14 protein-coding genes and 1 pseudogene are annotated in these 11918 nt (G+C 65.0%); 10 read left to right on the top strand and 5 right to left on the bottom strand.

Annotated elements, in window-relative coordinates; all coding sequences use genetic code 11:
• Positions 1-54: 54 nt before the first annotated feature.
• The gene (locus tag ACESY8_RS13475) at positions 55-405 is read left to right on the top strand and encodes an arsenate reductase family protein (RefSeq protein WP_007495737.1); all 351 of its coding nucleotides are present in this window, start codon (positions 55-57) and stop codon (positions 403-405) included.
• A gap of 4 nt (positions 406-409) precedes the next feature.
• On the opposite strand, the gene ACESY8_RS13470 is transcribed toward ACESY8_RS13475, so the two are convergent.
• A complete protein-coding gene (locus ACESY8_RS13470) occupies positions 410-1345 on the bottom strand; it encodes an alpha/beta hydrolase (protein ID WP_257592282.1) in 936 nt (311 codons plus the stop codon).
• Between the two features lie 83 nt (positions 1346-1428).
• On the opposite strand from ACESY8_RS13470, the gene pepT reads away from it, so the two are divergent.
• Positions 1429-2646 carry a peptidase T gene (gene pepT / locus ACESY8_RS13465; protein ID WP_353936643.1) on the top strand — a complete coding sequence of 406 codons (1218 nt, stop codon included), beginning with the start codon at positions 1429-1431 and terminating at the stop codon, positions 2644-2646.
• 46 nt (positions 2647-2692) lie between these two features.
• On the opposite strand, the gene ACESY8_RS13460 is transcribed toward pepT, so the two are convergent.
• A complete protein-coding gene (locus tag ACESY8_RS13460) occupies positions 2693-3304 on the bottom strand; it encodes a LysE/ArgO family amino acid transporter (RefSeq protein WP_007495743.1) in 612 nt (203 codons plus the stop codon).
• Positions 3305-3424: 120 nt separating this feature from the next.
• Here ACESY8_RS13460 and ACESY8_RS13455 point away from each other — a divergent pair, with 120 nt between their 5' ends.
• Positions 3425-3751 carry a winged helix-turn-helix transcriptional regulator gene (locus tag ACESY8_RS13455; protein ID WP_054338887.1) on the top strand — a complete coding sequence of 109 codons (327 nt, stop codon included), beginning with the start codon at positions 3425-3427 and terminating at the stop codon, positions 3749-3751.
• Positions 3752-3795: 44 nt separating this feature from the next.
• On the opposite strand, the gene ACESY8_RS13450 is transcribed toward ACESY8_RS13455, so the two are convergent.
• Positions 3796-3981 (bottom strand): hypothetical protein, encoded by a 186-nt coding sequence (locus ACESY8_RS13450; RefSeq protein ID WP_007495746.1) that lies wholly within the window; start codon positions 3979-3981, stop codon positions 3796-3798.
• Positions 3982-4002: 21 nt separating this feature from the next.
• Positions 4003-4200: a hypothetical protein gene (locus ACESY8_RS13445; RefSeq protein WP_035301048.1), complete on the bottom strand. Its 198-nt coding sequence runs from the start codon at positions 4198-4200 to the stop codon at positions 4003-4005.
• A 131-nt stretch (positions 4201-4331) separates the two neighbouring features.
• Between ACESY8_RS13445 and ACESY8_RS13440 the strand changes: the two genes are divergently transcribed.
• The 7 genes from ACESY8_RS13440 to ACESY8_RS13410 all read left to right on the top strand — a co-directional run bounded on the left by ACESY8_RS13440 (position 4332) and on the right by ACESY8_RS13410 (position 11314).
• Positions 4332-6521 carry a DNA topoisomerase III gene (locus ACESY8_RS13440; RefSeq protein ID WP_498794778.1) on the top strand — a complete coding sequence of 730 codons (2190 nt, stop codon included), beginning with the start codon at positions 4332-4334 and terminating at the stop codon, positions 6519-6521.
• Positions 6522-6524: 3 nt separating this feature from the next.
• Positions 6525-7211, top strand: coding sequence for an MgtC/SapB family protein (locus ACESY8_RS13435; protein ID WP_009257549.1), 687 nt, complete (start codon positions 6525-6527; stop codon positions 7209-7211).
• A 27-nt stretch (positions 7212-7238) separates the two neighbouring features.
• Positions 7239-8624, top strand: coding sequence for an alanine/glycine:cation symporter family protein (locus tag ACESY8_RS13430; protein ID WP_054338889.1), 1386 nt, complete (start codon positions 7239-7241; stop codon positions 8622-8624).
• 83 nt (positions 8625-8707) lie between these two features.
• The gene (locus tag ACESY8_RS13425; protein WP_055179348.1) at positions 8708-9007 is read left to right on the top strand and encodes a hypothetical protein; all 300 of its coding nucleotides are present in this window, start codon (positions 8708-8710) and stop codon (positions 9005-9007) included.
• Positions 9004-9198 (top strand): helix-turn-helix transcriptional regulator, encoded by a 195-nt coding sequence (locus ACESY8_RS13420; protein WP_054338890.1) that lies wholly within the window; start codon positions 9004-9006, stop codon positions 9196-9198. The genes ACESY8_RS13425 and ACESY8_RS13420 overlap by 4 nt, the downstream gene beginning before the upstream one ends.
• Positions 9199-9337: 139 nt before the next feature.
• Positions 9338-10294: a lysozyme inhibitor LprI family protein gene (locus ACESY8_RS13415; RefSeq protein WP_054338891.1), complete on the top strand. Its 957-nt coding sequence runs from the start codon at positions 9338-9340 to the stop codon at positions 10292-10294.
• A gap of 33 nt (positions 10295-10327) precedes the next feature.
• The gene (locus ACESY8_RS13410; protein WP_434307736.1) at positions 10328-11314 is read left to right on the top strand and encodes a lysozyme inhibitor LprI family protein; all 987 of its coding nucleotides are present in this window, start codon (positions 10328-10330) and stop codon (positions 11312-11314) included.
• 49 nt (positions 11315-11363) lie between these two features.
• Here ACESY8_RS13410 and ACESY8_RS13405 read toward each other — a convergent pair.
• A pseudogene (locus ACESY8_RS13405) lies at positions 11364-11918 on the bottom strand (hypothetical protein); the annotation flags it as partial.

Genomic DNA, 11918 nt, shown 5'->3' with positions numbered 1-11918 from the left:
TCAAGGGGAGAAAGCTGTGATACCATAGAGCTGAATACCGAAAGGAGGATTCCCATGCTGTTTGTCTGTTACCCCAAGTGCACCACCTGCCAGAAGGCCAAGGCGTGGCTGGAGGCCAGGGGCCTGCCCGCTGAGGTGCGGGACATCAAGACCCAGAACCCCACCGAGGCGGAGCTGCGCCGCTGGCACGCCCTCAGCGGCCTGCCCCTCAAGCGTTTTTTCAACACCAGCGGCCTGCAGTACAAGGCCCTGGCCCTGAAGGACAAGCTGCCCGGCATGAGCGAGGATGAGCAGTTCGCCCTGCTGGCCACCGACGGTATGCTGGTCAAGCGCCCCATTCTGGTAGGGGAGGACTTCGTGCTGGTGGGCTTCCGAGAGGCCGAGTGGGCGGCCCGGCTGGGCTGAGACCCTAGGCGGGCAGGCGGCGCTCCAGCCAGGAGAGCACGTCCCGGTACACCTCGTCCCGGTTGGCCTCGTTGAGCATCTCGTGCCGCCCCTCCGGGTAGAGCCGGACGGTGAGATCCTTTACCCCGGCATCCCGAAACCAGCCGGCCACCTTTTTGACCCCCGCGCCGTTGGCCCCCACCGGGTCCCGGTCCCCGGCGAAGAAATACACCGGCGTGTCCGGATCCATGCGGGCCAGATTGGCTGGCTTGGCCAGGAGTTGGAGGCCCACCATCATGTCGTGGTACATGCCCACGGTGGGAAGGAAGCGGCACAGGGGATCGGCCCGGTAGGCGTCCACCACCACCGTGTCCCGGGAGATCCAGTCCGCCGAGGTGCGGACGGGCTTAAACTGGCCGTTGTACCGCCCCACAGAGAGGGCGTCCAGCAGGGGGCTGTGGGCCCTGGGCCCCTTGAGGCGGATGAGCAGGGCGGACAGCGCCCGCCCCGCGGCTACAGTGGCAGGGGGCTCCTGCCCGGTGCCGGAGAGGATGGCCCCGTCCACCGTGCCCGGCCAGAACATAAGGTAGCCCCGCACCACAAAGGAGCCCATGGAGTGGCCCAGCAGGAAGCAGGGCAGACCGGGGTACTCCGCCCCAACCCGCTCCCGCAGGGCGCGGACGTCCTTCACCACGTGCTTCCAGCCGTCCCGGTCGGCGAACCAGCCGAACTCCGAGGGGTTCCGCGCCGTGCGGCCGTGGCCCAGGTGGTCGTGGCCCACGACGGCGAAGCCGTGCTCCGCCAGGAAGCGGGCGAAGGAGTCATACCGGCCGATGTGTTCCGAGATGCCGTGGACCAGCTGCACCACCCCCCGGGGCGGCCCCTCCGGCCGCCACCAGGCGGCGGCAACTGTGTGGACCCCATCGCTGGAGGGAAAGGTAAATTCTTGTTTGATCACCATGGAAACCCGGCTCCTTTTGTGATAGAATAGCAACAATATCAGTCTAGCCTAAGGCCCGGCGCCCGTCAATAGAAAGGAAGAGCATTATGACCGCCATTGACCGCTTTTTGCGCTACGTGACATATGATACCCAGTCCGACGAGCACAGCGACGCCATCCCCTCCACCGCCAAGCAGAAGGTGCTGGGCGCAGCCCTGGCCGAGGAGCTGGCCCAGATGGGGCTGCACAACGCCCACATGGACGAGTACGGCTATGTGTACGCCTGGCTGCCCGCCACCGCCGGGTGCGAGGGAATCCCGTGCGTGGGCCTTATCGCCCACATGGACACCTCCCCAGACGCGCCGGGGGCGGGGGTGAAGCCCCGCGTTGTCCGCTACGAGGGGGGCGACCTGGTGCTCAACGAGGAGAAGGGCATCGTCATGAGGGCCGCCGAGTTTGAGAGCCTGGCCAAATACAAGGGTCAGGAGCTGATCGTCACCGACGGCACCACCCTGCTGGGGGCGGACGACAAGGCGGGTGTGGCGGAGATTATGTCCGCCGTGGAGTACTTGCTCCAGCACCCGGAGCTCCCCCACGGCCGCATTGCCGTGGGCTTCACCCCGGATGAGGAGGTTGGGCAGGGTGCCGACCATTTCGACGTGGAGGGCTTCGGCGCGGCGGTGGCCTACACTGTGGATGGCGGCGAGCTGGGCGAGCTGGAGTACGAGAACTTCAACGCGGCCAACGCGGGCGTGTACTTCCACGGGGTGAACATCCACCCAGGCTCGGCCAAGAACAAGATGAAGAACGCAATCCTGATCGCTTTGGAGTTCGCGGGGATGCTGCCCCCGGCGGAGACCCCCGCCCACACCGAGGGGTATGAGGGTTTCTACCACCTCCACGACATGAAGGGCAGCGAGACGGAGGCGGAGCTGCACTACATCCTCCGCGACCATGACCGGGCCAGGTTCGAGGCCCGCAAGGAGTACCTGGGCCGGGCGGCGGACTACCTCAACGCCAAGTACGGCGCAGGCACGGTGGAGCTCGTCCTCAGGGACTCCTACTACAACATGCGGGAGCAGATTGAACCCCACATGTACCTGATCCTCCGGGCGCGGGCCGCCATGGAGGCCGCCGGGGTAACGCCGGTGGAGGTGCCCATCCGGGGCGGCACCGACGGGGCGCGGCTGAGCTACATGGGCCTGCCCTGCCCCAACCTGTGCACCGGCGGGGTGAACTTCCACGGGGTGCATGAGTATATCCCGGCCCAGGCCCTCACCAAAATGACCGAGGTGCTGGTCAATTTGCTGACGCGGCAGTAAATCTGCCAAAAGGCGCCCCCTCTCAGAGGGGGCGCCTTTTGGTAGATTACAGCAGGGTCTGGAAGAACTGGAGGAGCAGCTTGGCTCCGTAGAAGATGATGATCAGTCCGCAGACGATGTTGATGACCCGCAGGATCTTGTCGTTGAACTTGGCGGAGAAGAAGGAGATCAGGATGGTGATGCCCAGAAACCACAGGCAGGAGGCGGAGGCGGAGCCCAGCATGAGCTGGGAGGCCACCGCGCCCGGGTTGCCGGCCCGGAAGCTGCCGAACAGCATAGTGCCGTCAATCAGGGCCTGGGGATTGATCCAGGTGACCACAAAGGCCTTGGCGGCCAGCTTGGGCAGGGGGATGCTCACGTCCACGTCCCGGTCCAGGGTGGGCTTATCCCGCAGCAGGCCGATGCCGATCCACACCACGATGCAGCCGCCCACGATCAGAATCAGGCGCTGCAGCCAGTCGAAGCGCTCCACCAGCGCGCCGATGCCGAAGAAGCAGGCCAGCGCCAGGCTGATGTCGAAGGCGATCACGATCAGGGCGGTGAGCAGGGCCCGCCGCCGGGGCTGGGTCAGGGCGGAGTTGATGACGAACAGGTTCTGCATCCCGATGGGGGCGACATAGGCCAGACCGATGGTCAGGCCCTGGAGATAGGTCGGCATGGGGGCTTCCTCCTAAAAAAGACTTTCCTTTTCTTTCTTTACCTGGTATTATATTAGCACCTATGGCCAGCTGTGGCAAGAGCGCAGAATTTCCGTACCAGGTAAGGAGGAACTGACCTTATGCTCATGGAACACGAAAACTGCCCCTGCATGGAGACCTGCCCGCTGAACCGGGCCATGGCCCTCATCGGGGGGAAGTGGAAGATGCAGATTCTCTGTTCCCTCTACAACAACGGCCCCACCCGCTACAACCAGTTGAAAAAGGCCCTGGACGGGGTGTCCAACACAGTGCTGGCCAACGCCCTGCGGGAGCTGGAGGGGGACGGGCTGGTCCACCGGCAGGAGTACCTGGAGGTCCCTGTCCGGGTAGAGTACGCCATCACCGAGCCGTGCCGCCGGCTCATCCCCATTTTGGACGCGCTGGGCGATTGGAGCATGGCCCTCTAGGCGCAAAAAGGCCGCAGGCGGAGCCTGCGGCCAGACAGATAGGGTCAGTGGGTGAGGCGGAACCAGAGCCGGTTCCAGAAGGTGTCCTTCACATAGCCCTTGGAGACGCGGAAGTTCCACTCCGCGTCGCGGGCCCGTTTGCGGCAATCCTGCTCGTCCCCGTCGGGGCGGTCGTAGTGGGGGAGCGTCGAGCTGAGCCGCCCCTCGAGATTGTCGAAGAAGAAATCCATAAAAGGCTCCTTTCCGGCGGATCAGTCCCGGTCGGTGAGACGGAAACGGAGATGGTTCCAGAAGGTGTCCTTCACGTAGCCCTTGGAGACGCGGAAGTTCCATTCGGCCTCCCGGGCTTTGCGGCGGCAGGCGCGCTCGTCCAGGGTCATATCGTGGGGAGGCGGGAGCTCCGCGTTGAGCTTGGCCTGTAGATAAGAGGCGGGAAACGAGAGGTTCATGAGAAACTCCTTTCCAGACAGAGGCCCTTTTACCGTCTCCAATCTATCATACGCCCCGGGGAAAGTCAAGGAGCCGGATCCAGGCAGAAATGCGGAAAAACGCCGGGTTTCGGCGGTTAGGAGAAGATCGTATGGCGAAAACACTGGTTTTGGCGGAAAAGCCCTCGGTAGCTCGGGAATTGGCCCGGGTGCTGGGCTGCAAACAGTCCGGAGAGGGGTATCTGGAGGGGGAGAAGTACATCGTCACCTGGGCCCTGGGGCAACTGGTGGAGCTGGCGCCCCCGGAGGACTACGACAAGGCGTGGGCCAAGTGGGATATGCTCACCCTGCCCATGCTGCCCGAGCGGATGAAGACGGTGGTGATCCCCCAGTCCGGCCGGCAGTTCCGGGCCGTCCAGGCCCAGCTTCGCCGGGGGGACGTGGGCGAGCTGGTCATCGCCACCGACGCAGGCCGGGAGGGGGAGCTGGTGGCCCGGTGGATTCTGGAGAAGGCCGGGTGGAAGGGGCCGGCCAGGCGCCTGTGGATCTCCTCCCAGACCGACAAGGCCATCCGGGAGGGCTTCGCCCACCTGCGGCCCGCGGCGGAGTACGACAACCTGTTCCGCTCCGCCCGCGCCCGCAGCGAGGCCGACTGGCTGGTGGGCCTCAACGTCACCCGGGCCCTGACGTGCAGGCACAATGCCCAGCTCTCCGCCGGGCGGGTGCAGACCCCCACCCTGGCCCTCATTGTGGAGCGGGAGGAGGCCATCCGCCGCTTCGTCCCCCAGGAGTTCTGGACGGTTACCGCAAAGCTGCCCGGTTTCACCGCCACCTGGCGGGATCCGAACGGCCAGGCGCGGCTCTTTGACCGGGAGCGGGCGGAGGAGCTGGCCGCCCGGCTGGCGGGAAAGGAGGGGGTGGTGACCCGCCTTAGGCGTACCCGCAGGCAGGCACCGCCCCCGGCGGCCTACGACCTCACCGAGCTCCAGCGGGACGCCAACAAGAAGTACGCCTACTCCGCCAAGGAGACCCTGGCCATCCTCCAGAACCTCTATGAGATCCATAAGGTGGTCACCTACCCCCGCACCGACTCCCGCTACATCCCCGACGACGTGGTTCCTACCCTGCCGGAGCGGCTGCGCAGCGTGATGGTGGAGGACTACAAGCCCCTGGCGGCGGAGCTGCTGCGCAGCCGTCCCCTCCAGACCAAATATCTGGTCAACGCCGCCAAGGTCACCGACCACCACGCCCTCCTCCCCACCGAGGAGCCGGTGGAGCTGTGGCGGCTCACCGGGCCGGAGCGCAACATCTATGATCTGATCGTCCGCCGCTTCCTGGCCGTGCTGCTGCCCCCCTTCGAGTACGAGGAGGTGGCCCTCACCCTGGAGGTGGAGGGGGAAACCCTCCACGCCAGAGGGAAGGCGGTGCTCTCCCCCGGCTGGCGGGCGGCCTACGACCGCACCTTTGCCCTGGAGGAGGAGGACGAGGAGGGGGACGAGAGGGAGCAGAGCCTCCCCACCCTGGCGGAGGGGGAGCGCCTGACCGTCCAGTCCGCCCGGGCCAACCCGGGCAAGACCGCGCCCCCCAAGCGGTACACCGAGGCCACCCTCCTCACCGCCATGGAGCACCCGGCCGCCCAGGTGGCCGACCGGGAGCAGGGCCGGATTTTGGAGGAGACTGGCGGTCTGGGTACCCCCGCCACCCGGGCGGACATCATCGAGAAGCTGTTTTCCGCCTTCTATGTGGAGCGGCGGGGAAAGGAGCTGGTACCCACCTCCAAGGGCGTCCAAGTGGTGGGCCTGGCCCCGGAGGAGCTGCGCAGCGCCACCCTCACCGCCCAGTGGGAGCGCCGCCTGGGGGAGATCGCCCAGGGGCGGGAGCAGGAGGGGGCCTTCGTGGACGAGATGCGGCAGTTTGCCGCCCGGCTGGTGGCCCAGGTGAAGGCCAGCGACGCGGCCTACCGCCACGACAACCAGACCCGCACCCCCTGTCCCGACTGCGGCAAGTACCTGCTGCGGGTCAAGACCAAGCGGGGGGAGATGCTGGTGTGCCCCGACCGGGAGTGGGGCTACCGCCGCAGCGTCAAGCAGACCACCAACGCCCGCTGCCCCAACTGCCACAAGAGGATGGAGCTGCGGGGCGAGGGGGAGAAGCAGCTGTTCGCCTGCGTGTGCGGCTACCGGGAGAAGCTGTCCGACTTCAAGAAGCGGCGGGCCCAGAAGTCTGCGGGCAAGGGGGACGTGCGCCGCTACCTGGCCCAGCAGGAGCAGCGGGAGGAGAAGGGCTCCTCCGCCCTGGCCGAGCAGTTGGCCAAATGGATGGCGCAGCAGAAGGGAGATTGAAGCATGAGCTGGTTTTCGATCCAGGAGCTGGAGTACCTGCTGCGCATTGTCCTGGCAGCGGTATGCGGCGGGGCCATCGGCTTCGAGCGGGAGCGGCGCTCCAAGAGCGCGGGCATCCGCACTCACATCATTGTGGCCCTATCCGCCGCGCTGATGATGGTGGTGTCCAAGTACGGCTTTTTTGATGTCATCGGCCTGGGGGGAATCTCTCTGGACGCCTCGCGGGTGGCGGCGGGGGTGGTGACCGCCATCGGCTTTTTGGGCGTGGGGGTCATCTTTACCCACGGGCGGACGGTCAGCGGCGTCACCACCGCCGCAGGCCTGTGGGCCACTGTTGGGGTGGGCATCGCCGTGGGGGCTGGGCTATACGTCACCGGCGGCGTGGCCACGGTGCTGATCGTCCTCTTCCAGGTAATTCTCCACCGCTCATCCCCCCTGGTCAAGACCCAGCGTACGGGCACCGTCGTCCTGGAACTGAGCGAGGCGGAGAGCGATCCGGCGGAGGTGCGCCGCCTGCTGGAGGAGCGGGTGTCCGCCGTGGAGGGGGTGCGGGTGACCCGCCTGGCAGACGGGAGGGCAGAGGTGAAGTGCGATGTGCTCTTCCCCGCCGGGTACACCGCCGAGGACATCCTGCGGACACTGAAGGGCATGCCCGCCATCCGTTCGGTGGAGATGCACCATCCGGGCTGACACAAGAGCGAAAGAGAGGCAGAATGTATGGAAGCGATAATCAGCGGAATCAACTGGCTGGATGACTTCATCTGGGGCATGCCTATGATCGTGCTGCTGCTGGGCACCCATCTGTTTATGACAGTGCGCACAGGCTTCATTCAGCGCAAGACCTTTACCGGTATCCGTCTGTCCGTGCGCAAGGACCCAGACGCCCCCGGCGATGTGAGCCAGTTCCAGGCCCTCACCACCGCCCTGGCGTCCACCATCGGCACGGGCAACATCATCGGCGTGGGTACCGCCATATTCCTGGGCGGCCCTGGTGCGGTGTTCTGGTGCTGGCTTGCCGGCGTGTTCGGAATCGCCACCAAGTACGCAGAGTCCCTTATCGCCGTAAAGTACCGGGTCCGCACCCCCGACGGGAGGATGCAGGGCGGCGCCATGTACGCCCTGGAACGGGGACTGAACCTGAAGTGGCTGGGGGTGCTCTTCGCCGCCCTGGCTGCCCTGGCCTCCTTCGGCATCGGCTGCGGTACCCAGATCAACGCAATCGCCGAGGTCATTGAGAACAACATACCCGTGGGTATTCCGCCCATCGCGATCGGCGTCGTGGGCGGCCTTCTCACCGGCGTGGTCATCATCGGCGGTATCCAGTCCATCGCCAGCGTGTGCGAGAAGCTGGTGCCCTTTATGGCGGCTTTCTACGTGCTGGGGTGTATCATCATTCTGGCGATCAACTGGGACTTCCTGGCCCCCGCCGTGTCCACCATTCTCCGGCTGGCTTTCACCCCCGGCGCGGCGGCGGGCGGACTGGTAGGGCAGGGGCTCATGGCAGCCATGCGCTTCGGCGTGGCACGGGGGCTGTTCTCCAATGAGTCGGGCATGGGCTCCGCCCCACTGGTGGCCTCCGCCGCACAGACCCGTAACCCGGTGCGGCAGGCTCTGGTATCTGCCACCGGCACCTTCTGGGACACAGTGGTGGTGTGCCTTATGACCGGTCTGGTGCTGGTCACTACCATCATGAAGAACCCCGCCATCGACATGGCACAGATATCCGACGGCGGCCAACTCACTACCCTGGCCTTTGCACAGATCCCCGTGCTCGGGCCTGTAATCCTGGTAGTGGGCATCATCACTTTCGCCTGGTCCACCATCCTGGGCTGGTCCTACTACGGCGAGCGGTGCGCCCAGTACCTATGGGGCAAGAGGGCCCTGCTGTCCTATAAGCTGGTATTCGTTGCCGTGGTGGTGGTTGGCCCGGTGTTGGCCCTGGATCTGGTGTGGACCATCGCTGATATCCTTAACGCCCTCATGGCCATCCCCAACCTGGTCGCCGTCCTGCTGCTGAGCGGGGTGGTTGCCCGGGAGACCAGGCACTATTTGGGGAATCTGGACGAGGTAGACCAGACTGAAATTCCACGCGTAGACAAATGAGAAGTCAAAACTTCTTGACATTTTTAAACCATGGGTGTATGCTTCCTAATGTAAAGATTATTTGACATGTGGAGGAATACACTATGAAAGGGATCCGCAAGATGGATGAGATGGAGCTGCAGATCACCCTGCGCGCCAGCCGTGCCGCCTGGTTCTTCCTGGTGCTGGCCCTGGTGGTCTGGTCGGTATGGGAGGCATTTCACGGAGGGGACACTACCCTGCCCGCCTTCCTGCTGGGGGCCCAGGTAATGATTTTTTGCCTGGTGCAGTGGATCGGCCGGGCCAGAGCGGGGGACGACCGGGTAAAGCGGGAATTTGTACTGTGGGTTATTCTCACTGTGGCCCTGGTGGCATTTTCATTGCTGCTGGTGCTGGGCGGATGAAGAACAGGGTCAAGGAGCTGCGAAAGGCCCGCGGCCTGCGGCAGGAGGACGTAGCCGCCCTGCTGGGGGTGAGCCGCCAGACCGTCAACGCCGTCGAAAACGACAAGTACGACCCCACCCTGGCCTTGGGTATGAAGCTGGCCCGCCTGCTGGAGACTCCGGTGGAAGAGCTGTTTACCCTAGAGGGCTGAGAACGCCCCCCGAACCGATTCGGTTCGGGGGGCGTTCCCGCGCCGTAACCATTTGAGAGAAATTTGTAACGTTTTTTAGAAGAATTATGTCAACAAAAGTGGTACACTGTATCCACCTGACCGGCATGAGGTGTATCAAATGCGGATAAACAACACAGCGGCCTTCGCTCTGGCCGGAGTGATCGCCCTCACCCTGGCGGGCTGCGGGGAGACCCTTCCGCCGCCCACCCCTTCGGAGCCGCCGGAGGCGACAGGCGCTCCGCAACCGGCCGTGGAGCATGGCTTCACCTTCGCGGAACTGAGGCAGTATGAGTTTGTGTTTGCCAGCGGCGCGGGGAGCTGGGGCACGGTGCTGTATGTGAGGCCGGACGGCAGCTTTTCCGGAACCTTCAGCGATACGACCTGGGAGGAGTACGGGGGCAGCACACGCGCCGTCCTCCTCTGCTCCGAGTTCACCGGCCAGTTCACCGAGCCGGTGCGGGTGAACGACTATACCTATTCCGTGCGCATCGCCCGCATCGACTATGAGCGGGCGGTGGGCGAGGAGGCATTCGCCGACGGCTTCCACTATTACTATACCGAGCCCAGGGGACTGGAGGACACGGAGGAGCTTTTGATCTACCTGCCCGGCGCGCCCCTGGGCGAGCTGCCCCAGGAGTTCCGGGGCTGGGTGGACCACGGCGATCAGGGGGAGGCGCTGCTCTCTTATGCCCTCAACAACGAGGCGCACCAGCAGGGATTTTTCAGCCGGAATCTGGTACGGGAGATCATTTACAGCCTGATCAGCGCCCGGGATGAGTCGGGCGAGCTGGAACAACAGCTCCAGGACGCCACACTCTCTCAGGAGGAGCGGGAGACAAAGGCGGAGGAGCTGTACCAGGTGTGGGACAATGAGCTCAATGAGGTGTGGGACGCGCTGAACCGGCTTCTGTCCCCGGAGGATATGGAGGTCCTGACAGCGGAGGAGCTGGAGTGGATTGCCTGGAAGGAGGAGCAGGCCGCCCTGGCCGGGGCGGGGATGGCCGGCGCCCTGCGGGCGGCGGAGCTGACCCGGGAGCGTGTGGGTGTGCTGGAGGAATACCTGGAAACGCTGTAGCATCAGCATGCAAAGCGATAGAAGGTGGACAGAATGGGAAAAAAAAGAATGGTTTTCTGCGCGCTGGCTGGTGCGCTGGCGTTGACCCTGGCGGGCTGTAGAGAGACGGCCCCCGTGCCACCCTCCGGCAACCCTGCGCCCATGGCCTCTCCCGTCCCGGCGGAGACGGAGCCCGCGGCGGAGTTCTCCTTCGCTGATTTGCAGCGGCTTCAGTTCTGCTTCGCCAGCGGCGCAGGGGGCTGGTGCACCCTGCTGGCCGTCCGGCCGGACGGCAGCTTTTATGGCGAGTACCACGACACCGACATGGGGGGTGGAGAGCCGGGCATCCATGCGGTGCAGTGGAACTGCAAATTTACCGGCCGGTTTGCCCAGCCGGTGCGGGTGAACGACTACACCTACTCCATGGGCATCGCTGAGATCAGCTATGAGAAAGAGGCGGGCACCGAAGAGGTGATTGATGGCATCCAGTACTACTATACCGCCCCCTACGGCCTGGAGGACACGGAGGAGCTTTTGCTCTACCTGCCCGGCGCGCCCCTGGCCGAGCTGACCCAGGAGTTCCGGGGCTGGGTGGGGTACTACGAGAACACCAGGGATAAGTTGCCCTTCTACGCCTTGAATAACGAGGCGCACCAGCAGGGCTTTGAGAGCTATGACTGGGTGGAGCGCGTCCGAACCGACGTGGAGTGGGCGGAGGAGACGGCGGCGGAATACGAAACGAAGATCCTGGAGGACACCTCCCTGAGCCAGGGGGAGCTCAACGAGTTATCGGCGCAGATGTTCGACCTGTGGGACATCCAGCTCAACGAGGTATGGGCCGTCTTGCAGCAGATGCTGTCTCAGACGGACATGGAGGCCCTGACGGCGGAGGAGCTGGAGTGGATCGCCTGGAAGGAGGAGCAGCTCGCCCGGACGGGCGAGGAGGCGGGCGGCGGCTCTCTGGCGATTATGCTCCAGGCCCAGCGGGCGGCGGAGCTGACCCGGGAGCGGGTCTATGTGCTGCTGGAATATCTTGCATGACAAAGCGCGGGGGGGGGCGGCAGTTTGCCGTGCCCACCCGCGTTTTTTGCTATACCGGCGAATGGTACTGGGCCGCATACTCCGGGTAGAGGGCCGTCAGCTCCGCCGAAATGGCCCGGTACTCCTCCGGCGCGATGTCCCGCGTCCGCTCGTAGACGTACACCGTCACCCCGTCCTGGAGGGGGAAGGAAACGTCCAGCCGCCGGTAGGCGGTGCCGATGCCGGTGCCCTCCAGCACCGGCTGGGCCAGGACGGTGACCAGGTGCTGGTTCTCCTCCCCCAGGTGGTACTGAATGGGGTCGGCCACGATGAGGTAGTCGCACTCCAGGGCGGCCCAGGAGAAGCCGTCCCGCTTGTCCACCGTGGCGAAGGTGGCGACGGCGGTTTTGGGGCCCTCCGGCTGGGGAATGCCCGCCGAGCGGAGGGTGTTGTCAAAGATGCTGGAGTTGAAGACGAAGGAGGAGGCGATCACCGCCGCTGTCTTTGGCTCCTGGGCGGACAGTCCATCCACATACACCCGCAGGGCCACCAACTGGGCCAGATCGCTCCGCTGGGGCGGGGCGTAGGTGAAGGTGGGCAGGGGGGCCAGGGAGCCGATCTCCTG

It is taken from the genome of Clostridium sp. ATCC BAA-442 (assembly GCF_964239415.1).
Lineage (GTDB): Bacteria > Bacillota > Clostridia > Oscillospirales > Oscillospiraceae > Flavonifractor > Flavonifractor plautii.
Note: the sequence above shows the minus strand (reverse complement) of the source record. Positions and strands in the feature narration are given on the sequence as shown.

Excerpts from the sequence above, each read along its gene's own strand:
- ACESY8_RS13455 (WP_054338887.1), top strand. The coding sequence starts at position 3,425 with ATGCTCATGGAACACGAAAACTGCCCCTGCATGGAGACCTGCCCGCTG.
- ACESY8_RS13445 (WP_035301048.1), bottom strand. The coding sequence starts at position 4,200 with ATGAACCTCTCGTTTCCCGCCTCTTATCTACAGGCCAAGCTCAACGCG.
- ACESY8_RS13430 (WP_054338889.1), top strand. The coding sequence starts at position 7,239 with ATGGAAGCGATAATCAGCGGAATCAACTGGCTGGATGACTTCATCTGG.
- ACESY8_RS13440 (WP_498794778.1), top strand. The coding sequence starts at position 4,332 with ATGGCGAAAACACTGGTTTTGGCGGAAAAGCCCTCGGTAGCTCGGGAA.
- ACESY8_RS13425 (WP_055179348.1), top strand. The coding sequence starts at position 8,708 with ATGAAAGGGATCCGCAAGATGGATGAGATGGAGCTGCAGATCACCCTG.
- ACESY8_RS13475 (WP_007495737.1), top strand. The coding sequence starts at position 55 with ATGCTGTTTGTCTGTTACCCCAAGTGCACCACCTGCCAGAAGGCCAAG.
- ACESY8_RS13450 (WP_007495746.1), bottom strand. The coding sequence starts at position 3,981 with ATGGATTTCTTCTTCGACAATCTCGAGGGGCGGCTCAGCTCGACGCTC.
- ACESY8_RS13420 (WP_054338890.1), top strand. The coding sequence starts at position 9,004 with ATGAAGAACAGGGTCAAGGAGCTGCGAAAGGCCCGCGGCCTGCGGCAG.
- ACESY8_RS13415 (WP_054338891.1), top strand. The coding sequence starts at position 9,338 with ATGCGGATAAACAACACAGCGGCCTTCGCTCTGGCCGGAGTGATCGCC.
- ACESY8_RS13460 (WP_007495743.1), bottom strand. The coding sequence starts at position 3,304 with ATGCCGACCTATCTCCAGGGCCTGACCATCGGTCTGGCCTATGTCGCC.
- ACESY8_RS13470 (WP_257592282.1), bottom strand. The coding sequence starts at position 1,345 with ATGGTGATCAAACAAGAATTTACCTTTCCCTCCAGCGATGGGGTCCAC.
- ACESY8_RS13410 (WP_434307736.1), top strand. The coding sequence starts at position 10,328 with ATGGGAAAAAAAAGAATGGTTTTCTGCGCGCTGGCTGGTGCGCTGGCG.
- ACESY8_RS13435 (WP_009257549.1), top strand. The coding sequence starts at position 6,525 with ATGAGCTGGTTTTCGATCCAGGAGCTGGAGTACCTGCTGCGCATTGTC.